Origin of the sequence: Fervidobacterium nodosum Rt17-B1 (genome assembly GCF_000017545.1) — a bacterium.
GTDB lineage: Bacteria > Thermotogota > Thermotogae > Thermotogales > Fervidobacteriaceae > Fervidobacterium > Fervidobacterium nodosum.
In genome coordinates this window covers 1245290-1268514 of record NC_009718.1, presented here as the reverse complement: position 1 = coordinate 1268514, position 23225 = coordinate 1245290, and the positions used below count along the sequence as shown (strand labels likewise).

The following is a 23225-nucleotide window of genomic DNA, read 5'->3' as shown; positions in this document are numbered from 1 at the left end:
TCTTCACCTCACTTGTATATTACTTTGGAGTTGCTATTGCTTCAATGAGTGAAAACTTTGGATTAAAAGTTATTTCTATGTCTACTTGACCCGTACTTTCTAGAGATAGTGTGTTATTGTCAAATCCTGCATCGTATTTTTTGCCGTCGTAATTGAATTCCCAAGGTTTCCAACCACCCATGTTTCTTGTTACTTTGAACTGGTAACTTTTTTCATTTGCATTGAAGTTGGTTAATGTATATTTAAAAACTTTTTTAGAATCATCCCAAGTCATTTCACCGTTGCTTAAGTTCCAGCTATTGAATTTTCCACCAACGTACCATTTGCTTTTTTTCGTTTGAAATTTCTCGGTATCTCCAACACCTACCGCTTGTCCGTTAATCATAATTGTTGGGCTTGCGTATATAGTTAAAGAATCTGAATTTAAGTTTTCCTTCCAAACAGGAATGGAGGCAGAGACTTTCGTTACTCCACCAGATTTATATATAACCTTATACCATCCGATTGAGTATTCAGTTCCTGATCTGCTTGCTTTAAATGTCATCGAAGCGGTTGGTAGTTCAAATTTGTAGCATCCTTCTACTGAATCAAATGCCATCTGATCCTTCTCGGTAGGAATCCAGCTGTTCCAATCGCCAACAACGTAAACTCCATCTGGAATTTGGATATTGAGTAATTTCATACAACCTGTGGAAAAAAGTAAGACAAAAGACAAACTCAGCAAAATGGCAAAGTAAATTTTGCTTTTCAACCAAATTCACCTCCTAAAAAGTTATAAAGTTTGAAATTCCCTATAAATAAGGGGGCACAAAGCCCCCTTGATATTATTGATATCAATTGTTTTTACTTCTTTGGATTTTCTATTACTCTCTTTATAACCACTGGAGCAGTGTATCCACCGTTACCTGTTTCGAATCCTTGATCTGGATAGAAATCTCCTGCCCACTGTTTGCCTGAATCAGCACTTCCGGTGAGTACAAATACCGCTTTTACCGAAAGTTTATTTGGATCTGTTACCCCAAGTTTTTCAAGAGGAATTGCAAACTCGAATCTTTTTCTTCCCTCGACTTCTGTGGAAGCAAGTGTTCCTGTAACTGTGGCTGCATCTGTTGTGAATCTCCATGCTCCGTAATTATCATTATCACCCCATGTTTCAAGAACGAAATCGACATCACCTTTTTCAAATTTGTATTGCCTGTTCCAAGGATGTTTTGAAGTGTCAGCCGCGCCATTTACACCAGACAAGTCAACTATTACCATAAAATTGTTGTATCCTTCCTTTGTATATTCTCCGGCAATATAAAGATTACTTGCGTCGAAGAGTATACCAGCTTTGTAGATTTCGTTGTTAGATCCCCATTGTGAGTCTGTTGCGTCATTATGAACATAATTTTCCCAATCTGTTAATGTCGCATCAACCGTTATAGTTTTCAATAGCGGTGGTTTTTCAAATAATGCACAGTTTGTCAAGAATACAACTAGTAATACCGATAGAGTTATAAAAAGTGCCTTTTTCATACCTTACCCCTCCTTGCTGTGAAGTGTAGAACTTGAGCATAAAAATTATACCACTTTTTGTTATTATATAAATAACTCATCATGGAAACGTTCCAAAGAAATTTTACTGCTTAACGAAAACATAAACTTGCCTTGAGTTTATGATCCATTGTGTGTTTTGAAAAATCTGAATGTTTTTTGGACTAAATTCAAAAGAGCTTTCGTTAAAGAAAGCATACCAAATCCACGTGTATCCTGCTGGTATTTCATAATTATTTGAATATGTTGGGTCAAGGTTTATTAACACAAACACTTCCTGTGAACCATAAGACTTTTTCAAAACGTACAGGTTTTTCCAATCTCTTTCAATTGTTGCATTTCCAAATGCTAATGCTGGATATGTTTTTCTTAAATTTATGAATTCTCTAAAGAAATTCAAAATTGTATATCCACTTTCTTGTTCTTCAACGGATATGCCATCGTTTGGATCGTCGTAAATTGCTCCATCGTTTTTGGCGTTGCCATTTATAATACCTGTGTAAAAGCTCTTTGTCCAATATGTTTGACCACTGCCATTTTGTGTTGCATACCATTGCATCGGTTCGCGAACGGGTAAGTCCCATGGATATGAGTTCCATTTCCAACCACGTAGGCCTATTTCGTCACCGTAGTATATCGTTGGCATACCATTTAGTGAAAGTAGTAACGCATTCAAAAGTAAATACTGCTTTGTAGCCGATTGAACATCTCCAGAATATTTGGAATCAACAAGCTCAGATATAGATCTGTTTAAATCATGGCTGTCGATAAAAGGGAAATGATAGGTGTTTAAGTAGTACGATGAAGGATTTATCCAATTAATTGAATCGTGAAGTAAATAATCTCTTTCTTCGTAGTTTTGTCTTATATTGTACATAAACGTAAAATTAAAAACAGGCATGGGTGTGAATTTAGTAAGTACATCAGGAGAACCATCGTAAACTTCACTCACAACGATAGCGTCATTTCCAAGTTTAGTTCTAACGTAATTTTCTATTGCCTTCGCAACACTTGTTGAAGAGTCTATTCCATCATTCCAATCCCATCCATAGTAGTGCTTTGCTGCGTCCAATCTGAAACCATCCACTCCCATTGTTATCCAGAAATCTATTATTTTTTTGACTTCGTTCAAAACTTCTGGATTAGCGTAATTCAAATCAGGCATCGATGAATCAAATAATCCGAAGTACCATACTTTCTGCCCTTTTGAATTTATTTTGTAATGCCAGTGATTAGTATTTGATGGTTGTTGCAGACTCATTATGTAGTAATTCCAATATGGAGAGTTTTTTGTTTTTTCAATCGCATCTAAGAACCAAGGATGAGTATCAGATGTGTGGTTAATAACTAAATCCATTACAACTTTTATTCCGTTTTCATTTAAAACTTTTATCATGTTGTCTAAATCTTCCAATGTTCCATAATCTGGTTCCGCATCGTAATAATCTTCCACATCGTATCCGTGGTAGGATTTGCTTTTATTAAATGGCAAAAACCAAACAGTATCAATTCCAAGAGATTTTAGATAATTAACTTTCTGTAAGACCCCATTAAAATCTCCCACTCCATCTCCATTTGTATCATAGAAAGAGCGGATAAACAATGTGTACATCGTTGAAGAAGTGAGTGGAACGTCCAAAGATATAAGATCTATACTTTCCTTTGAAATTTCGATGATTTCGCTTTCTTTTCCATTTACAATAGCTTTTATTCCGATTTTTTCAATGTTCCAGAAGTCTTTTCCTGAAAAGTTATTCAATCCAAAGAATTTTCCGTTGGCTTCCCCTATTTTACGATATTGATTTTCATTTTTCAGTTTCTTGAGCACATAATATTTAATATCAGTGTTGGTATTTAAAGTTCCAACGTCCCAATTAATACGCAATTCGTTTGTGTCAGTATTGTAGGATGCTTTGATGTTTTTTACGAAACTTTCTTCTTCCCTAATTGTGTAAAAGCAAGATGAAAGTGAGAAAATTAACATTAACACTATAAAAATGAAGCTAAAATTCGCGGTGTTTTTTTTCATAGCAAAGCCTCCAATTCAAAATTTCAATTATTATTATTATAACTTTTGAAGATTGTTTAAGAATTTTCTTCTTGGAAATTTCCACTGGTTTTTTATTTGAAATATTATCAATTTATGTTATAATTAGTTTAGACTAATTCATAAAGGGGTGATAAAATGAAAGTTTCAATTTATGGAGCAGGGAGAGTTGGAGTTAGTATTGCTTTTTCGCTTTTGCATACAAGTCTTGTTGATGAAATGGTTTTGATAGATATAGATAAGAAAAGGGCAGAAGGTGAAGCTCTAGATTTGCTCCATTCATCTTCTATGTTTAAATCATGCAATATTTGGGCTGGAGACTCAAAAGATATTGAAGATAGCGATTTCATAGTTATAACCGCTGGTAGAAGTCAAAGACCTGGTGAGACAAGGCTGGAACTTCTTGGAGATAATGTGCGTATAATGAAAGAAATATCTGAAGATATAGTCAAATATTCACCAAATAGTATAATTATAAATGTGACAAACCCAGTAGATGTTCTGACATATTTTATTTGGCAATTTACTAATTTACCATCGCAAAGAGTTATTGGTACAGGAACCACTTTAGATACCGCTCGTTTGAGAGTTTTACTTTCCCAGCAATGTGGTATATCTCCGGCGAGTATACATGCTTACGTTATCGGTGAACATGGAGATAGCGAATTTGTACCATTCTCCAATGCAACCATAGGCGGGTTAAAGTTAATAGATTACTGTAAGTTGTGTGAAAATAATTCTGAACAAGGCTTTTGTTTAAATCTTAAAATAATTGAGGAAAAAGTTAGAAAAGCAGCATATGAAATAATTGAACGAAAAGGAGCGACTAACCTCGCTATTGGTGCTGTAACCGCACGATTAATTTCAAGTATGTGGCGAAACGAAAAAAGAGTATGGACGATATCTGTTTTGGTTGATGGTATATATATCGGTTATCCTTCAGTTATCGGTAAAAGTGGAGTGGAAAAAGTTTTAAGATTGAACTTGAGCGAAGACGAAGAAAAGAAATTTCAATACTCAAGAAGTGTTATACAAAAATCTATTGAGGAGATAAAAAGTAAGATTTTTTAATTAATATTATTCACAAATTACCCAATCATCTGAAGTGCCCTAGGTGGGCACTTCTTATTTTTTATGCTTTGGTTATTTTATATTTTACATTGTTGTTTCGTAAAATTATTCACGTATTAACACAAATTAATTTTGCCTAAGTTATAATATTGTTGTAAGTGATTTTTTTCACAAATAGCTAGAGTGATTTCAGGAATTTACGATTATTAAAATACTATCGAGGATGGAAGAAGTATGTGGGAAAGAAAAGTCAACATTTACAATGTTTTTGAGCTTAGGTGTAAGACAACGTGTTACTTTGGTGTTGGTGCGATCGAGAAAATAAAAGATATTGCCGAGTGGCTTTCTTCTAGTAAAAAAGATAAAGTTTTGATAGTTTCTGACCCTGTTGCGTATAAGGTCACAGGGGCATGGGACAAAGTGGAAAAGGCGCTTAAGGAAAGGAACATTGGATATGTTTTATACGATAAGGTAACGCCAAATCCGACAACGGATCAAATTGATGAAGCAACGAAAATTGGAAGAGATTTTGGAGCAGAAGCGGTTATCGGTATAGGTGGGGGAAGTCCTATTGATACGGCAAAAAGTGTAGCTGTGTTACTTGAGCATAAAGATAAGAATGCGCGAGAACTTTACGAAGGAAAGTTTATACCAGAGAGGGCAAAACCTATAATTGCCATCAATACAACTCATGGTACTGGTACAGAGGTTGATAGATTCGCCGTTGCGTCGATATTGGAGAAGGAATATAAACCAGCTATTGCGTACGATGTTATTTATCCAACATTCGCCATAGACGACCCACAACTTATGGTTACTCTACCGTATAAGCAAACGCTATATACGTCTATTGATGCACTTAATCATATAACAGAGGCAGCAACAACACTGGCAAGGAATCCATATTCGATACTCCTTGCAAAAGAAACTGTTAGATTGATTGCGACATATCTGCCACAAGCTTTGAGTAATCCGAACGATTTAAATGCAAGATACTATTTACTCTATGCTTCGGCGATAGCAGGTATATCTTTTGATAATGGACTTTTGCATTTCACACATGCTTTAGAACATCCTTTAAGTGCTGTTAAACCTGAGCTTGCTCACGGTTTGGGACTTGCTATGCTTTTACCAGCTGTTGTTAAGGAAATTTACCCATCAACTGCAGAAATTCTTGCTGAAGTGTACGAACCTATTGTCCCTGGCTTAAAAGGTAATCCTGCGGAAGCTGAGAAAATTGCAAAAGGTATAGAGGACTGGTTATTTGCCATGGGAGTTACACAAAAACTTGAGGATGAAGGATTTAAAGACTCAGATATTGAAAAGCTTACCAATCTTGCGCTTACAACTCCTTCTCTTGATTTATTGCTCAGCGTGGCACCTATAAAGGCTGAAAGGGAAGTTATAGCAAGAATATACAAGAATTCTTTGAGAAGAATGTGAGAAATCAATGTAAGAACTCATAGTGATTTTAATGAAAAGAGATTGTGCCTTGTGCACAATCTCTTTTTTATTTTCTTCAAATTGTGGTAAAATAATTATTAGACTTTTTAAGCTTTTTTAAAAAATGAAGAGGGGGGATTCTGATGGAAGGGAAGAATGCGATTATAATTTGTGTGTCTAAACATCAAGGAAATACTTTAAAAATTGCTAATAAGATGGCTGAGGTTTTGAAATGTGAAGTTAAAGGTCCTAAAGAAATAAGCCCTGAAGAGATTTTAAAATACGATATTATTGGTTTGGGTTCAGGTATTTATGCTTTTGGTATGCACAGATCATTAAAGAGGTTAATTAAAAAGGTCAAAGATGGCGATGGGAAGAAGGTATTTTTATTTTCAACTTCAGCGGATTTGGATGGGAAGAAGTATCACAAAAGTATGATAAGACTTTTAGAAAAAAAGAATTTTAACTTGATTGGTGAATTTAATTGCCCTGGTTCTTATTTTGGATTGATTTTTGGAAAGAAAGGCGGAGTCAATCCGGATAGACCAGATGAGTCTGATTTAAATGCTGCCGCGGAATTTGCAAGGAAAATGGCTTTTTAAAATATTTTATTTGAATTGAAAAAAAGGCTTCGGTTAATCACCGAAGCCTTTTTTATTTAATTTCTTATCTAAGTTTTCCTTCTTGTACAGGATAGCAAGCAACAAAATGTCCTGGTGCTACTTCTTTTAATTCTGGATGCGGGTCAGTTTTACAACGTTCTTCTTTGAATGGGCATCTATCGTAAAATCTACAAATTGGTGGTGGGTCTATTGGAACGCTTATGTTTCCAATTATGTTTGGTTCAGCTCTTTTATATTCTGGATCTGGAACTGGAACAGCGTCCATGAGTGCTCTTGTATACGGGTGCATAGGATTGTGAAGCAGTTCTTCCGTTTCAGCAAGTTCAACTATTTTACCAAGGTACATAACAGCGATTCTGTTAACCATGTATCTTGCAACAGCAAGGTCGTGTGTGATATACAAATAGCTCATATTGTGCTTTTGTTGGAGTTCCATCATGAGGTGCATAACACCTGTTCTTACAGAAACGTCAAGCATTGATGTTGGCTCATCGGCGACGATTAGTTTTGGATTTAATATAAGTGCACGTGCTATTGCGACTCTTTGCCTTTGACCACCAGATAATTCGTGCGGATATCTCCACAAAAAGCTTTCTGGAGGTGTTAGTCCAACTTCTTGGAGCAAGTTTGATACTTTTTCTTCTCTTTCTTCTAAAGTTCCAACATTATGAATATTCAAAGGTTCGGCAATTATATCGAATATTGTCATTCTTGGATTTAGTGATTCGTATGGGTCTTGGAATATCATTTGGACTTGTGCGTGGTATTCCATTCTTTCGTATTCTTCAATTGGTTTTCCAAGTAGTTTTATTGTTCCTTCCGTTGGTTGTTCTAACCTTACGACCATCCTACCCGTAGTTGTTTTACCACATCCAGATTCTCCAACTAATCCTAAAGATTCTCCTTCTTTTATTTCAAAAGAGATGTCATCAACAGCATGGACAAAGTGCTTGGCTCTCGAAAAGAGAGCTCTCTCTGATGCAAAGAACTTTTTTAAGTTCTTGACTTCAAGTAATACGTTGTTTCTATTGTTTTTTGAACTCATTCTGTCTCACCTCTTCTGTAAGTGGATGCCAGCAAGCAAGGAAATGGCCCTTCTCAACTTCTACGTATTCAGGTTCGGTTGTCCTACATTTATCCGTTGCCCAAGGACATCTCGGGGCGAATCTACAACCAGTTGGCGGATTCAATAAGTCAGGTGGTTCACCTGGAATAGTGAATAGTTTTCTTTTTTCACCAACGTGGCTTGGGAATGCGTTCATGAGTAAAAATGTATAAGGATGCATTGGTCTTTTGAATATAGTCGTAGAGTCAGCTTGCTCGACAAATTTGCCAGCGTACATTACCGCGATTTTATCACTGACTTCTGCTATAACTGCGATGTCGTGAGAGATGTATATCATTGCCATGTTTAGCTCTTTTTGTATTTTCTTCATTTCTCTTAGTATTTTATCTTGTACAATAACATCAAGAGCTGTTGTAGGTTCATCTGCAATGATTACTTTTGGGTCACAAGCAAGGGACAAGGCTATAACAGCCCTTTGTTTCATACCACCGCTGTATTGGTGTGGGTATTGTTCCATGCGTTTAGGGTCGAGTGTAACTAACTCGAAAAGTTTTGCGACTTTTGCTTTTGCTTCATCAATGGGTGTATCAGGATAGTGGTTCAATATAGCTTCAACAATTTGGTCACCGACTTTGTAAACGGGATTTAGTGAGTTCATAGCTGCTTGGAAGACCATCGATATGCCTTTCCATCTGTAGTGTCTCATTTCGTCTTCTTGGAGAGAAACTAAGTCAACCATTTTTCCATTATCGTTGAACCAAACATGTCCGCCCATGAATTGAGCGTTCTCAGGTAGTATTCTTAATAAGGTCATTGAAACAGAAGTTTTACCACAACCGGATTCACCCACTATACCAAGGCTTTCGCCCGATTCCAATTCAAATGAGATACCATCAACGGCTTTAACGTAACCTTTCTTTGTTTTATAATGCATTTTGAGATTTTCAACTTTTAATATCGCCACAGTTATCACCTCTTTCTAAGTCTTGGGTTGACGATTTCTTCAAGACCTCTTCCGAGGAAGTAGAATGCTGCACACAGCAGTGTAATAGCTCCACCTGCTGGTACCCACATCCACCAATAAGCACCTATGTTGCCAGAGCCGAGATATCCTGAACTCCAAACTGTATTTATCATCAATCCCCATGACATTCTAACTTTCATAAGCCCAAAGAAGCTGAGCACTGCTTCGGAGAAGACAGCACCAGTTACATTGAACATCATGTATAGGAATGAAAGTGGCATAACATTTGGAATTATGTGATTGAATATTATGTATCCGTGGCTTCCACCAGATACTCTCGCAGCATCAATATATGGCTTAACTTTTATCGTTAAAGCTTGAGCTTTGAGAACAAGTGTTATGCCACCAAAACCACCGAGTAAACCGAGAATAATTGCGAGTTTGAACAGATTCATCGTCATGAAGCCGGAAAGAACAATTAAGAATGCTGTTGATGGGAAGAGCATCATAAGGTCCGCTATTCGCATGAATATGATGTCAACAGCACCACCGTAGTATGCGGCTGCTGTACCTATAATTGTACCGATTACGACAGTAATCAAAGCAGCAAGAACACCAAGTACAAATTCACTCGGGGTACTAACCATAAGTTGGACGAAGATATCTCTACCAACTGGGTCTGTACCAAGCCAATGCCATCTACTTGGTGGGAGTGGATGTCCAACACCTATTTTATTTGTTATAGAAAGTGTGTTAAATATTTCAACAAGTTTCTTTTCCGCAAATTCTTTCGACCAATTTGTTTTCTGTGGCTTTTCGTAATCTTTTATATCTTTAATATTTGCCCATGCGGATGTATCACTCAAGTATTGTTTGTGTTCATTTAACATTCTATAGTAAATATTATCGTTTATATCACCTTCACCGATTAAAAATCTTGCAGCTTCAACAGGCTCTTTATAGCTCTTTAATTTTTCAACTATATCTAAACGTTTGAAATCATCAAGCTGAGAATTTTCAATATTTGCTATAACTTTGTCTAGTTTTTTCGTTCCTTGGTATGCGTAAGCCATTAAGGATGTTATTGGGTCTGAAAGAACTTTTATAACTTTACTACCTAACATTTCGTAATTATCTGGTATGTTTTCGTCGTTAAGTAAAGAAGCCATAAATGACCTCGCTGTAGCTATTTTTATAAATGCGTTGTTCAATTCATAGACAAATCCCTTTCTAACATTTGAGGAATATTCTCCAAGCTCATTTTCCAGTTTTGCTCTTAACTCAGGATTTAGATCTATTGAAACTTTTGATAAAACAATACCTGCGTAAATTTCGAGGAATTCAGCGGTATTTTCGTGTGATACTTCAAGTCCTATGGATTTCATTTCTTCTTCAATTGTTTTTATTGTTCTATTAGCCTTTGAAAGCGCTGAGGTGTATATATCTTTATTTGAAAGATCTGAAAGTTTCGATTTTGCATAATTGAGTAAAACAGAGAATTTACTGTTGCTTATCTGTTCCTCAATTTTTCCATTTTCTTTTGATAGAACAAGTAAATCTGGAATAACGTTAAATGCTGCAGCATAGACTAACGATTCAACTGGTACTATGTTATTTTGAATAACTTCTGAAAGTTGTGTATCAGATTGCACATACAACTGTCCAGTTGTACTTACATTTGCAACACTTTTAGCTACTTCTAATACTTGCTTTTCTGCATTTTCGACTTCTTCGCTTGAATATGTTTGCATGAGGAGATTATTGAATTCTTCAACAACTTCTGGTTTGTCTCTATTTAAGCTTCTGAACCAAAGGATAACGCGTGATACTTCATCAGAATCTTTATAGTTTGAAAGCGCAATGGCAAGAGTTTTATAATCAATTTTTTGTAATAATTCAGAGAAATCAGAAAATGAAAATTTATCCCTGTTGCCTATATCTTTTGCTGAGGAAATTGGCGAAAATTTTATAAAGCCATGGTCGACGAGTTCTGAAACACTTGTTTGGAAATACAATCTTTCCTTTGTTGGTATGTAACTATCTGCAATTGTGTCAAGTAGGTGTCTAAAGCTATCTGGTGCGTATGTTGTCATTATCTCGTACTGGGAATTTCTAACGAGGTTCTCCATTGAAGATTTAAACGCTTCTCCTTTATCCATGAAAGAGTAAACCCAAAGTTGAGCGGATGGGATTTCTATACCCTTAACCAAATTTTGTGTTGAGAGATGATCGGTTATGTACTTTGTTGAGAGTATTCTCGAATCAAGGCCAACGACAGGGTCGTATATGCTTGGGTCAAGCACTCTTAAAACAATTGGTGATAATGCGCCGAATATACCAAACGCTATAATGACCCATAACCCAAACATTCCCATTTTACTCTCTTTAAATAATGCCCAATTTTTCTTAAAATTCTTGATAAAGAGTTTAAACTTTATCTTAGCAATTGATTCTTTTCTATTTTGGCTTTCCACTGATTGATTAATTTTGTTTGCCATTTCATATCACCTCTCTTGCTACCATCAGTATCTGATTCGTGGATCTAAGAATGCGTACAGTATATCCGCTATAAGGTGTGCAAAAAGTACGAGCACACCTGTAAAGACAAGACATCCAATTGCAAGAGGTGTATCTTGCGCGGTTGTTGCTTCGAGCAACGTTAATCCCATACCTTTCCAAGAGAACATAGTTTCAGTGATGACTCCACCACTGACAGTTGAGGCAAGACCTATGACAAAGCTGGTCATCAACGGTAGTAAAGCCGTTCTCGCAGCATGTTTGTCTCTTATTACTTTATCTGGCAAACCTTTTGCGCGTGCGGTTGTGATATAGTCTTCTTTAATAACTTCAAGCATGGTGTCTCTCATAACTAACATGTCTCCTGCAAAGTGTAATGTGACAAGAGCGATTGTTGGGAGTGCTAAATGGTAAATTATGTCCAGAGCATAACTTCCCATACCGTTTGTTAGCCAGTAAATTATAGACAAAGCAATTCCAGCTATTACTGATGACCATATCGCGGTTTTTTTGGCTTTTATTGTTTTTAACTTACTTGCTATGGCTATACCCATTATCCACATGATGAGTAAGAATAGTTCTGTCCAAAGTAATCTTATGAAAACGTTTTGTGCGCTGAATGGAGCATTAAACCATTTTGATGGAGTAACGAATCCGGAAAGTGGGAACCATTTCAAAGTAACTGCGAAGAGCCATATTATTATAAGCATGTAAAATGGAGTAAATATTGTCCAAAAGATAATACCGACAAGTGTTGCCGCTTTATCGGTTATTCCTCCACGTTTCCATGCTATTCTTTTTCCAAGGTCAAATCCTAACAAGAAGGAAAGTACTGAACTTGCTAAGAATAAAAATAGTGTTCTTGGCAACCTTTCGGCTATAATTTCTTCAACTTTTTTGGGATATTCACTAAACGAAATTCCCATTTCCAAATTGAAGAAGTTTTTCATATGTTTGTAGTATTTTACATACCACGGGTCTTCGACTCCAAAGAGTTGTTTCATCCGTTCGTACATCTCAGGGTTTCTCATTAATTTTGGATCCAAGAATTTTGTTGTGTAATCACCAGGCATTGCTAAGAAAATGAAAAATACCACGGTTACGTAGATTACAAGTAAGAGCACAATTTGAGCCAAGCGATTTCTTATGAACTTTGCAAGACCCGGTAAGTCGAATGAATAGAAATAAACAATTGGAGCGATGATAAAGTTGAATCTTGGACTGAATAAATAAAGGTATTTTACATTGAAAAGAGCACCGTAGTATAGTGCGAGAGAAATTAACAAAAATATGTAATTAAGTGGTTTTTTACCTTTTTTTACAGAATAATACACACCAATTAGTGGAACAATTACTCCAAATATAGTTAATAGTACTTGTTTTGTCATCTTCACCTCTCCTTTGAATTTTTAAAATTAGTTTATATTTTTGAACTAAACAGTCCCCCTTCCGGGGGACTGAAGGGATTTTAAAGCTTGGAATTATTGTGCTTTCTTTACTCCTTCTGGGAATCCGTAGTAACCTTGGATACCATCAAGCATATTGTCGAATGGGAATTTAATGGAGGTCCTATATGCTTCTATCATTGGATTTGTGAAGAGGATTATGTATGGGAGATCGTCTGCGAGTATCTTTTGTGCTTCAAATATTGCCTTTCTTGCTTGATTGAAGTCATCGGCATATTCAAATTCTTCTACAAGAGCATCAAATTCTGGGTTTTTGTAACCTGGTGTGTTAAATCCATCTGGTGCCATTTCTCCACTGTGCCAGAATGATTTGAAGTATGTTGGAACTCTTCCGACACCCCAACCGAGTATGTACATATCGAAGTCAACATCATCGAATGCTTTTGTTGAAATTTCGTTGAAATCTGTAAGTTTAAGGTTAATTGGCATACCGATGTTCTTTGCCCATTGTTCAATATACATAGCTGTTTGTGCCCTCATTGGGTCGTAATCCATACCTGGTGATAAGAGGGTAAGTGTTGGTACTGGTTTGCCATCTGGACCTTTTAAGCCCTTACCTTGTGTTTTAACTGGGTTTTTTGTATCTTTTGGATCGATAACGGGTTCAACGTCCCATTTGAAGCCGGCTTTCTTAAGTAAATTGATTGCAAGTTGATATCTTTCACCCATACTGAGTCCTTCACCGATAGTTTTAACTGCGGAATTGTACCAGAATGTGTTGGCTGGTGGCACTGGTGTTGCAAGTGGAATAGCTCTACCTTGGAGCACTTGGTTACATATGAAATCGCGGTCGATTAATGCTGCCAATGCTTGTCTGAATTCTTTCACGTTCATTGGGAATTTTCTCATGTTGAATGCAAGGTATCTGAAACCAAGTTGTGGGTTGGAAACTATCTTTATATCTTTCTGTCCCTTGAGTTGCTCTGCTTCACCTGCCGTTAGTCCAACTGGGTTGTAAATGTAGTCAATGTCACCGGCGATAAGTGCTTGAATAGCAACTTGTTTGTTACCGTAAACTTTGTAAACTATTGTGTCTACAAATGGTCCATTAACAACTTCGAGAGCTACATCGCCAGCCGGTTTTGGATCTGTTGTTGACCATTTGAAACCTGTCTTTGGGTTAACAATTGAAAAACCGCCGTTTTTGTAGTATAAGTTCTTTTCTCCGTATGACCAATATTTATCATTTGAAATTTGTTTTACAACTTGTACGAACGCACCTTTTTCAATTTTGCCAAGGTTGAGTGCTGTTATACCTGGGTCTATAACTTCTTGAGAGAGTAACCATTTAACTGGATCTTTCTGTTTCTTTGCCTTATCTACTATAGGTTTCCAATAGTTGCTACAGACAATTGCCGTCATTAATGTGTCATAGTAAATTGTCATTGTCTTCTTTTCCTTGAAGTAGAATTTTACTGTCCATGTGTCGATTTTTTCAACTTTTTCTGGTTCGTAAGCTCCGCCCCAGTTACCACCTGGTATTTCCATGCCTTTAACCGTTGTGTACGTAAAAACAACATCGTCTGCTGTAAATGGTGCACCGTTTGACCAGCGCATATCTTTTCTGAGTTTCACTGTAACGGTGTACATATTTCCTTCTTTAACGATTTTTGGAATATCGGCAGCTGCGGATGGTATGAGCTGACCTTCTTTGTTCATACCAAGTAGTGATGGATATTTCCAAAGTTGGACAACGAAGTTCCAGGAAGACGAACCTGAACCGAGTAAGTTCCAAATGTTTGTTGTTGTAATATCAGAGAATATACCGTAGTTTACTTGCACTGCAAAAAGCGAAACTACAAAAAGTACTGCTAAAAATACAACAAGTTTCTTCACAGCTAACCCCTCCTTCTTTTTAGTGTGGGAACCACCTTGAAATTTTTTTCGAATATATTATACAATAATTTCATAAACTTTTGCAAATTGTAATTGAAACAAATTTTCGGAAGCTTTTTCAAGCATTTCTTTGCATATTTCTAACATTATATGATAAAATATAATTGGAGGTGATATTTGTGTATTATAAAGTTTCCCGGGATCCGATTTACTCCGAAATTTTGCTTTACCCTTTGGAGATTCTTGTAATTGATACAAAAGCAATGCAGCGTTTGAGATATTTAAGCCAACTCGTAGGTTCTGAGTATGTTTATCCTGGAGCTACACATACCAGGTTTGCGCATTCACTTGGTGTTATGCACCTTTCCGGTGTGTATGCCGAACATCTTTACGATACTCCCGATAAAGTTAGAATTCTTAGGTTGGCAGGTCTACTTCACGATATTGGTCATGGACCTTTTAGCCATCAATTTGACGACGTAGTTTACAAAAAACTTGGATTTAAAGATGGTCATGATGAATACAGACATAGGTTATTGAGGGAATATTTCCCAAAAGAGATGAAAAAAAAGTATGATGAAGCGCCAGCTAAATTGAAAAAAGCAGTTATAGAAGACTTAGAAATTACGTTGGGTGAATTATCAAATAATATGGAAGATAATTTTGCTCAGTTAATGGAAGAGGTCATCAAAGTCTACGAAGGTGAAGAACATGGAACTATAGATTTCGCGATAGTTCAGGGTCCTCTTGGCGCAGATAGGTTGGATTTTGTATTAAGAGATTCGTATTACGCTGGCACGCGTGGATTTGGAACAGGTGCAATTGACAGACTCATAAGGAATGCTATGATAGTCAACAAAGATAATGAAAGTATTTTAGCGTATGATTCAAAAGTTGTTGATGAGATATACACCATACTTTTTGGAAGATTTATGATGTATAAAAATGTTTATTTTCATAAAACATCACGTGCTGCGGATATGATGATACAGGAACTCTTGGAGCTATCATATAAAGCTTTGAGACTAGATGAAAGGGTAATGAATATACATTCTTTCCTTGATTTAACGGACCAGACGATTATAAACGAAGTTATTTATAAATTTAATGATTTGGTTGAACAATACGGCGGTGATGAAGAGACAAAGCAAAGTTTATTAAAATACGAAATAGATTTACAACCACTTGAACTTGATATCGTTATGGCGTACGAGATTGTTGAGAGATTGAAGTCGAGAAATTTATGGAAGTTAGTTCTCGAAACCCCGTTTTCAATAGAAGGAGTTGACCCCTCACTCGTTAGTCAAGGAATAGCAAGTGATTTATTACAGAAAATAAGGTTGAAACTCGAAAGGTCTTATGAAATTGCAGATGAAGAAGATAAAAGAATAATTCTGTATATGATTAATAACTTCGATGATGTTTTTAGGATAGACACCCCTTACAAGCTTACCATAGTTCATCCTGAGGAATTTTTGAGAAGTAACATATACATTATCAAGAAAAATCATCTTATGACATTCGAGGAGTATGTAAAAAATTACCCAGCTTACAATTTTATGAAAAGCAACCTTATACAGATAATACGCATTTATGTGACAAAAGATGTTAGAGAGATTCTTGAAAAGTATAAGATGTTACCTGAAACGGTTACAGAGATAACAACAAGATGGTAGAATAAATCATTTGAATTTTCAAAATGGTCTTTTAAATGATGAAGGGAGTGTATTCAATGCTCTTATTATTTGACGTTGGAAATACACATACCACTGTAGCTTTGACAAGAGATGGAAAAATGTTTGAAAAATACAGGATATCAACAAAAAAGTATGAAACAGAAGACGAACTTTACGTTTTCTTAAAGAGTTTATATGGTGGCACAGTAATAGAAGGTATTGCAACTGTTGTTTCTTCTGTTGTTCCTTCTTTAAATATTGTTTTTGAGTACTTTGCGAATAAATATGGTGATGGAAATGTTTACTTTGTCAGTTCGACGGATTACAATAAAATTGTATGGAATATAAATTATCCAAAGGAATTGGGAGCAGATAGGGTATGCGATGTTATAGCAGCGTACAAAGAGTATGGAAAAGATTGTATAATTATAGATTACGGAACAGCTATAACTATTGACGTGCTAAAAGATGGTGTTTACGAAGGCGGAGTTATAATGCCTGGATTCGCAATGATGATAAACGCGCTTTTTAAGGGTACTGCTAAACTGCCGCTTGTTGAGGTTAAGCCGTACGATGGTTTCATTGGAAAAGACACGGAATCGAATATAAGAATAGGAACGATAAATGCAACAGTTGGTGCGATTAAATATGTTGTGGAAAATATAACGAAAGAGTATAATACTCCACCTGTTATAATTCATACTGGTGGTCATGCTTTGTATGTTCAGAAAATTGTTGATGGAGTCGTAGATAGGGATCTTACATTGAGAGGGATGTATTATTTTTATGAAGAGAAAAAGAATTCTGCTTGTTAATCCATGGATAGAGGATTTCGCAGCTTACGATTTTTGGCTCAAGCCTGTTGGCCTTTTATATGTCGGTTCTTTCCTTAAATCTTTAGGCATAGAAGTTGAATTAATTGATTTAATGAATAGATACGATCCAGAATTATCAGATTATACAAAGGTTCCAAAGGATAAATTTTACGGTACCGGTAAATTTCCACACATAGAAATAGAAAAACCTAAAATTCTCAGTTTTGTACCAAGGAAATATAAAAGGTATGGGATGCCAGAAGAATTATTTAGGAAAAAATTGCAAAAAATAAAAGAAAATGGCAGTATAGACGCCATTTTCGTTACTTCAACTCTCACTTATTGGTATCCGGGGTATTTTGATACAATAAATGTATTAAGGCAGGAACTAGATGTACCAATAGTTTTTGGCGGCTTTTTTGTAAGGAACCAGCCGCACATAGCGAAAAAAAGTGGTGCTTATATATTTACGAAAACGGATTTAAGATTTTTACCAAAGTTTTTAAATGATTTACTTGGCTGGAATCTCCAAAATTCTGAAAAAGATTGGTTTTTGGAACTATCACCTGCTTATGAGCTTTACGAACGAATAGGCTACGTTGTTCTTTTAACAACGCTTGGATGCCCCTACAAATGTACTTACTGTATTGCTCATCGAAATTGGGAACGGATGAAATTCAAAGACCCATACAGAGTATTAGATGAGATAGAGAAGTTTTCAGAATTGTTGAAAATCCAAGATATAGTATTTTTCGATGATGCGATATTGATAAAATGGCAAAAACATTTGAAAGTAATACTATCTGAGATTATCGCACGAGGTTTAAACAAAAAAATACGATTTCATCTTCCAAACGGTATCCATGCAAAATTGCTAAACGAAGAAGTTGCCAATTTACTTTACGAAGCTAATTTTAAAACGATAAAACTTGGATATGAAACATCTGGTAAGCTTCAACTTGAAACAGGTGGTAAAGTTAGGGATGAAGATGTTGTAAGAGCTGCAGAAATACTTAGAAGTGCAGGCTTTACTTACAAAGAAGTCAGTGCGTATATAATGATTAATCTTCCAGGACAGACAGAAGAAGATGTTAAGAATGCTGTTGATGTTTGTTCTTCTGTTGGCATAGATTATTCTTTAAACGAGTTTACACCTATTGTTGGAACAGATATATGGATTGAGCTTGTGAATAAAGGTTTATTGAAAGGTACAGAAGATCCTTTGTTGCTTAACAACACAATACTACCTTACTGGTGGGATAATATGAGAATAGAACAAATAAGAAGATTAAAAGAATACGCTCAAGAGAAAAGAAGGTTATATACACGAGAATCGCTTTAATTTAGTTAAGTTTTGATATAATTTAATAGATGCTGTTAACTAGTAGTGATGATGGAAGCTAAAGCTGTAATCATCTCATTTTCGTTCTCATATAACTTGCATAGGTTCCTTACTACACAAAAACCATTTACATAGTACCGTATGTTGCTAAATTTCTTGAAGCTCCTTTTCGCTCTAACAAACATCTTAAATAACGAAAATTTCGATTCACATTCGTTGTTTTTACCTAGTCTTACTTCTCTGTGCTCAACATTATCAAAATTTAGTTTTACTGCTATCTCGTACGCTTTTAGTCCATCGGTTATTAACTCTATTTGTGTGTTTTGTTTTCTTTGACTAAAGTATTTATCTAACAATATCTTAACTTGTGACATATCACGATATCTTGATACATGCCAAGCTACTATTAAATTCGTACCATGCTCAACTAATAGCCACACATAGTACTTTTTGTCTCGAAATACAATAACTGTTTCATCACCATGAACTTTAAATACATTCTCAAACTCAAAAAGCGAAATAACAGAAGATAACTTGATAATCCATTTGTAAATAGCGACATGAGAGACATTGATATTCAAGCAAGCTTTAATAGCACGAAGAGAAAGGTTGTATTTGAAGTACAATATGAAAGCTTTGAGAATGATATAGATAGGGAAACGGAAGAATTTGAAAGGATGAAAGTTGAAAGGCACAGGCTGAGGAAGAGAAAGTGGAACAGAAGTTTTGAAGTTGCACTTTCTGCATCTGAAACGAACGAAATAACGGCGGATTTTGTAAATTTCCATGACATGGTTACAATGAACACAACGAGGGTAAGGGAAAGAGAAAAGTTTGTGTTTTTTGGTGAAAGAAAGTTTAAAGTAACGCTTGCAGTCTTTGCAAAAGAAGATTTGGTTTTTGAACTTATCATGACCATTTTTGATGAAGTTAGAAGAGCCGCAATGAGGGCATTTGAGTTGGATATTAGTCATGTCGGGATACCTCCTTATTGAGAGTATATTGGGGGGTGTCCCCTCTTTAAGAAGATAATATGGTTTTTGAAATTTATCAATACCTTTGGTTAACAAAATCATTTAATAGATAGGGGGGATTTTCTTGTCAGCTTTGCTTATATCTGTTATTAAAAATATTATAATTGGCTTAATTGCTTACCTTTTAATTAGTTTACCACGGGAATGGTTAAGAAATTTTTTTATGAAACTTATAAATATTAGGACCGATGATAAAGTAGTATTTCTCAAAAAGAATGGCCTTTTTAAATATGTTGATCCAATCGGTTTACTGACATTTATATTTTTTGACTTTGGTTGGATTCATCAACCTGCAATTGATTATTCAAAAACTAAGGGAAAAAAATTATTCATATACTCTATATTTGGAATAATATCGAGCTTCATACTATTTTTTTTGTACGCTTATTTATGTAGGGTTTTGAATAACGCACTTTTGTTTAATTTATTCTATACTTCAGCCAAGTGGAGTTTGACATTGGCTATAATATCATTATTCCCAATTCCTTCGCTTGATGGTTCAAGAATTATTCTTTCATTTCTTCCATCAAAATATTATGAATGGTACTTAAAATTTAGTTTTTATGGTATCATATTTATGATAGGGCTGCTTGTGCTGTGGATTTTGCCTATGATAATGCAGCCTTTGAGTTTATTTATCACAAATGTAACAAACTTTATTACATTTCGAAACTAGTAAAACACGGGGAGGAGTGGTAAAATGGATGATAAGATGCAAGAATTAGAACGCTTAGTGGAAGGGTTAATAACAATTTATAAGGAACTTAAGAGTGAGAACGAAAGCTTATGGAATGAGTTAAACCAGGCTATTGAGAAAATAAACACTTTGGAGAACGAAAAGCGACAGCTCGAAGAAGTTCTCAAAAATAATGAAGAGGTAATGAACAAGCTAGTCATAAGGGTTAAAGACCTTATGAAAGTCTTGGATGTGAATTACCATGAAGAGGGTTAGTATAACGCTATATGGAAAAAGTTATGAATTCGCAACTGATGGATCTGAAGAATTAATAAACTATGTAAATAGAAGAATTAAGGACCTTCAGCTAAACTATAAGAATTTGTACGAGGAGATTCCGTTTGACGAACTCCTCGTATTAATGTTATGTGATTTACTTGAACAAGAGTATAATCTTAAAAAGAATATTGAAAGTACACTTTTTAGACTGAAAGAAAAACTTAAAAATGTATTGCAGTAAAAAAATGGAAGGTGAAAACATCTAACATGAACATAGGGTTATTTGATTCAGGAATTGGTGGCTTGTCTGTTCTAAAAAAGCTCATAGAAACGCTTCCAGCACATTATATTTACGTAGCTGATACTATGCGCGCTCCATACGGTACGAAATCAAGTGAAACGATAGAAACTTTCAGTAGAGAAATTATCGGCTTTCTTATGGAAAAGAAAGTCGAGCGTATTTTTGCTGCATGTAATACATCAGATTCAACACTTTCAAAATACAGAAATAACTTCAGAATTCCTTATCACAGTATAATTCAAGCAGGCGTTAGTGCATCAAAATATGAACGAGTTGCTGTGATAGGTACTCATACAACTGTACAGAGTGGTATATATAAAAATGCACTTGAAGCCAAAGGGAAAAAAGTGATGCAAAGACCAGCTCAACTTTTTGTATCTCTTGTTGAAGAAGGAATATTTTATGGGAACATGGTAGAAGCTGTAGTTAAGTTTTATCTTGAGCCATTTAGAAAATTTAAACCAGATGAGTTGATTTTAGGTTGTACTCACTTCCCATTTTTGAAGGATATTATTATGAGAGTTATGGGAAATGTAAGAGTTATCGATCCGGCTGATGAACTTGTACGTGAGGTTTCACACTTAGTTTTAAATGGAAGACCATTTGTGGAGTTTTACGTAACCAGTAATCCGGATGAATTTGAAAGAAAAATTAAAAAAATTGGGTTTAGGCATCCTTACCAGATTAAACATCTTGAAATTTCTGAGTTAGAACAGAAGGTGGTTTATTTTGAAAGAGCTTGTAATATTGACGGGTCATTCGGGAGCGGGCAAATCGACAGCGGCGGGACTACTTGAAGACCTAGGTTTTTTTTGCATAGATAATCTTCCTCCGGAAGTGGTTTATCAAGTTGCGAGCATATTATCTAACAATGTCGATAAGCTTGCGATTGTTCTTGATATTAGAAGTTATCTTTTTGGGAATATTCAAAATGCTATAAAAGATGTTAAAGAAAGATATCCTTTTACAAAGGTATTATTTTTGACTGCGGCTAAAGACACCCTCATACAAAGATTTGCTCACACCAGACGCTCACATCCTCTTTCAAAGCAGACCAATTCGATAGGCGAAGCAATAGAACTCGAGTTTGAAATTATGAAAGAAATCATGGAAATCGCAGATTTAGTTATAGATACTACCATGTTAAATCCCCATCAATTAAGGACAAAACTTACAACTTTTCTTGAAGAAAAATCCGAAAAGACTTTTGTTGTGCATGTTATCAGCTTTGGCTTCAAGTATGGTATGCCTTTAGATGCTGATTTTGTCTTCGATGCTAGATTTTTCCCAAATCCATTTTACATAAATGAATTACGGCCAAAAACAGGTAAAGATGAAGAAGTCAAAGAATTTCTTAGGAAAATTGATGGTGTTTCTGAATATCTGAATAAAATTTATGAATTAATTAACATAGCTATTTCAAGGTACGAGACTGAAGGACGTAAAGAGATAACTGTAGCAATAGGATGTACAGGAGGAAAGCACAGGTCTGTCTATTTTGCCGAAGAACTTGGGCAGATGTTCTTGAATAAAGATTACAAAGTTACCATTGAACATAGGGATGTAGAACTTGGATGAAAATAACAGCAATCGGCGGAGGAACAGGTCTTTCTACTTTATTAAGAGGCTTAAAGCTATATTCGTCGGATCTAACAGCTGTTGTGACTATTACCGATGAAGGTGGAAGCTCCGGAATATTGCGAGAAGAATTGAACGTACCACCACCTGGTGATGTACGCAATAATTTGGTTGCTCTTGCCAATGATGAAGATATTCTTGGCAAGCTTTTTAACTATAGATTCAAAAACGGGAGTTTAAATGGTCATGCGGTCGGTAACATAATTCTAGCTGCTCTTACAAAACTCACGGGTAGTTTTCCAGAAGCCGTAGCAAAAGCTGCAGATATACTGGCTATTAAAGGGCGCGTGCTTCCCGTATCGGATAAAATGGCAAGACTTGTTGCCGTTTTTGAAGACGGTCAAACTGTCGCGGGCGAGACAAAAATCGTAGATTACGGAAAAAAATCAATGAGAAAAATAGTTGAGCTGAAACTTGAAACACCAATTCAGATTAATCCAAGTTGTTATGATGCTATTGTTCAAAGCGATGTGCTTGTTTTTGGTCCAGGGAGCCTTTATACAAGTATAATTGCAAATCTTATAGTAGATGGTTTCAAAGAAGCTGTCAAGAAATCAAAGGCTATAAAAATATATATCGCAAACATAATGACTCAGCCAGGGGAAACATTTGGGTATAAGTTAAATGATCATGTATTGGAAATAGAAAAATATTTGGAGCAAAAGCTTGATTTTGTAATATATTCTTTCCCACCATCTCAAGCAGAAGTCTTAGAAAAATACAAAATCAGGAACTCTGTACCCGTTGAGCTTGATATAAATGATCATCGTGTAATCGCTGGGCACTTTTCAAAAATCATACTTGAGAACGAACCACGTATACGTCATGATTCGTTTTTGATTGCAAAAGCTCTATTTGAAATATCAAAGAAAGTGTTAACTAATGAGGTGTAAAT

General features: G+C 35.6%; 21 protein-coding genes. 12 read left to right on the top strand and 9 right to left on the bottom strand.

Translation table 11 applies throughout. The features are described 5' to 3' along the window. Positions 1-19 precede the first annotated feature (19 nt). From FNOD_RS06170 to FNOD_RS06160, 3 genes are all read right to left on the bottom strand, one after another. Positions 20-751: a hypothetical protein gene (locus FNOD_RS06170; protein WP_011994337.1), complete on the bottom strand. Its 732-nt coding sequence runs from the start codon at positions 749-751 to the stop codon at positions 20-22. A gap of 92 nt (positions 752-843) precedes the next feature. After that, positions 844-1518, bottom strand: a complete 675-nt coding sequence (locus FNOD_RS06165) for a hypothetical protein (RefSeq protein WP_011994336.1) — start codon at positions 1516-1518, stop codon at positions 844-846. 103 nt (positions 1519-1621) lie between these two features. Further along, positions 1622-3565 carry an alpha-amylase family glycosyl hydrolase gene (locus tag FNOD_RS06160; protein ID WP_011994335.1) on the bottom strand — a complete coding sequence of 648 codons (1944 nt, stop codon included), beginning with the start codon at positions 3563-3565 and terminating at the stop codon, positions 1622-1624. A gap of 156 nt (positions 3566-3721) precedes the next feature. Here FNOD_RS06160 and FNOD_RS06155 point away from each other — a divergent pair, with 156 nt between their 5' ends. The 3 genes from FNOD_RS06155 (at position 3722) to FNOD_RS06145 (ending at position 6699) form a co-directional block, all read left to right on the top strand. Continuing rightward, complete coding sequence (locus tag FNOD_RS06155) at positions 3722-4654, top strand: L-lactate dehydrogenase (RefSeq protein ID WP_011994334.1); 933 nt, start codon at positions 3722-3724, stop codon at positions 4652-4654. Positions 4655-4888: 234 nt separating this feature from the next. Further along, positions 4889-6097 carry an iron-containing alcohol dehydrogenase gene (locus tag FNOD_RS06150; protein ID WP_011994333.1) on the top strand — a complete coding sequence of 403 codons (1209 nt, stop codon included), beginning with the start codon at positions 4889-4891 and terminating at the stop codon, positions 6095-6097. A 143-nt stretch (positions 6098-6240) separates the two neighbouring features. Next, positions 6241-6699: a flavodoxin family protein gene (locus tag FNOD_RS06145; RefSeq protein WP_011994332.1), complete on the top strand. Its 459-nt coding sequence runs from the start codon at positions 6241-6243 to the stop codon at positions 6697-6699. A 64-nt stretch (positions 6700-6763) separates the two neighbouring features. Here the strand turns inward: FNOD_RS06145 and FNOD_RS06140 are convergent, their stop codons facing one another. The 5 genes from FNOD_RS06140 to FNOD_RS06120 form a co-directional block, all read right to left on the bottom strand. Next, positions 6764-7765, bottom strand: a complete 1002-nt coding sequence (locus tag FNOD_RS06140; RefSeq protein WP_011994331.1) for an ABC transporter ATP-binding protein — start codon at positions 7763-7765, stop codon at positions 6764-6766. Continuing rightward, entirely contained in the window at positions 7746-8750 is a 1005-nt protein-coding gene (locus FNOD_RS06135; protein ID WP_011994330.1) for an ABC transporter ATP-binding protein, read from the bottom strand. The genes FNOD_RS06140 and FNOD_RS06135 overlap by 20 nt, the downstream gene beginning before the upstream one ends. Positions 8751-8755: 5 nt before the next feature. After that, the gene (locus FNOD_RS06130) at positions 8756-11248 is read right to left on the bottom strand and encodes an ABC transporter permease (protein ID WP_011994329.1); all 2493 of its coding nucleotides are present in this window, start codon (positions 11246-11248) and stop codon (positions 8756-8758) included. A gap of 24 nt (positions 11249-11272) precedes the next feature. Continuing rightward, entirely contained in the window at positions 11273-12655 is a 1383-nt protein-coding gene (locus FNOD_RS06125; protein ID WP_011994328.1) for an ABC transporter permease, read from the bottom strand. Positions 12656-12748: 93 nt separating this feature from the next. Then, positions 12749-14569, bottom strand: a complete 1821-nt coding sequence (locus FNOD_RS06120; protein WP_011994327.1) for an ABC transporter substrate-binding protein — start codon at positions 14567-14569, stop codon at positions 12749-12751. A gap of 179 nt (positions 14570-14748) precedes the next feature. On the opposite strand from FNOD_RS06120, the gene FNOD_RS06115 reads away from it, so the two are divergent. Genes FNOD_RS06115 through FNOD_RS06105 form a run of 3 tightly spaced genes read left to right on the top strand, consistent with a single transcriptional unit; the run spans position 14749 to position 18402 of the window. Beyond that, positions 14749-16245, top strand: a complete 1497-nt coding sequence (locus FNOD_RS06115; protein ID WP_011994326.1) for an HD domain-containing protein — start codon at positions 14749-14751, stop codon at positions 16243-16245. 56 nt (positions 16246-16301) lie between these two features. Further along, a complete protein-coding gene (locus FNOD_RS06110; protein WP_011994325.1) occupies positions 16302-17060 on the top strand; it encodes a type III pantothenate kinase in 759 nt (252 codons plus the stop codon). Next, positions 17032-18402 (top strand): B12-binding domain-containing radical SAM protein, encoded by a 1371-nt coding sequence (locus tag FNOD_RS06105; RefSeq protein WP_011994324.1) that lies wholly within the window; start codon positions 17032-17034, stop codon positions 18400-18402. Before FNOD_RS06110 ends, FNOD_RS06105 begins: the two co-directional genes overlap by 29 nt. 35 nt (positions 18403-18437) lie before the next feature. On the opposite strand, the gene FNOD_RS09700 is transcribed toward FNOD_RS06105, so the two are convergent. Beyond that, positions 18438-19376 (bottom strand): DDE-type integrase/transposase/recombinase, encoded by a 939-nt coding sequence (locus tag FNOD_RS09700; protein WP_011993737.1) that lies wholly within the window; start codon positions 19374-19376, stop codon positions 18438-18440. A 124-nt stretch (positions 19377-19500) separates the two neighbouring features. Here FNOD_RS09700 and FNOD_RS06095 point away from each other — a divergent pair, with 124 nt between their 5' ends. From FNOD_RS06095 to FNOD_RS06070, 6 genes are read left to right on the top strand one after another with little or no spacing between them, the layout of a single operon-like run. After that, positions 19501-20112 (top strand): site-2 protease family protein, encoded by a 612-nt coding sequence (locus FNOD_RS06095; protein WP_011994323.1) that lies wholly within the window; start codon positions 19501-19503, stop codon positions 20110-20112. 24 nt (positions 20113-20136) lie between these two features. Further along, positions 20137-20388: a hypothetical protein gene (locus FNOD_RS06090; RefSeq protein WP_011994322.1), complete on the top strand. Its 252-nt coding sequence runs from the start codon at positions 20137-20139 to the stop codon at positions 20386-20388. Continuing rightward, on the top strand, positions 20375-20632 hold the full coding sequence (zapA, locus tag FNOD_RS06085; protein ID WP_011994321.1) for a cell division protein ZapA: 258 nt from the start codon (positions 20375-20377) through the stop codon (positions 20630-20632). The genes FNOD_RS06090 and zapA overlap by 14 nt, the downstream gene beginning before the upstream one ends. A 26-nt stretch (positions 20633-20658) precedes the next feature. Beyond that, positions 20659-21489: a glutamate racemase gene (murI, locus tag FNOD_RS06080; protein ID WP_011994320.1), complete on the top strand. Its 831-nt coding sequence runs from the start codon at positions 20659-20661 to the stop codon at positions 21487-21489. Continuing rightward, entirely contained in the window at positions 21422-22270 is an 849-nt protein-coding gene (gene rapZ / locus FNOD_RS06075; protein WP_011994319.1) for an RNase adapter RapZ, read from the top strand. The genes murI and rapZ overlap by 68 nt, the downstream gene beginning before the upstream one ends. Next, positions 22267-23223, top strand: coding sequence for a gluconeogenesis factor YvcK family protein (locus FNOD_RS06070; RefSeq protein WP_011994318.1), 957 nt, complete (start codon positions 22267-22269; stop codon positions 23221-23223). Before rapZ ends, FNOD_RS06070 begins: the two co-directional genes overlap by 4 nt. Positions 23224-23225: the final 2 nt, after the last annotated feature.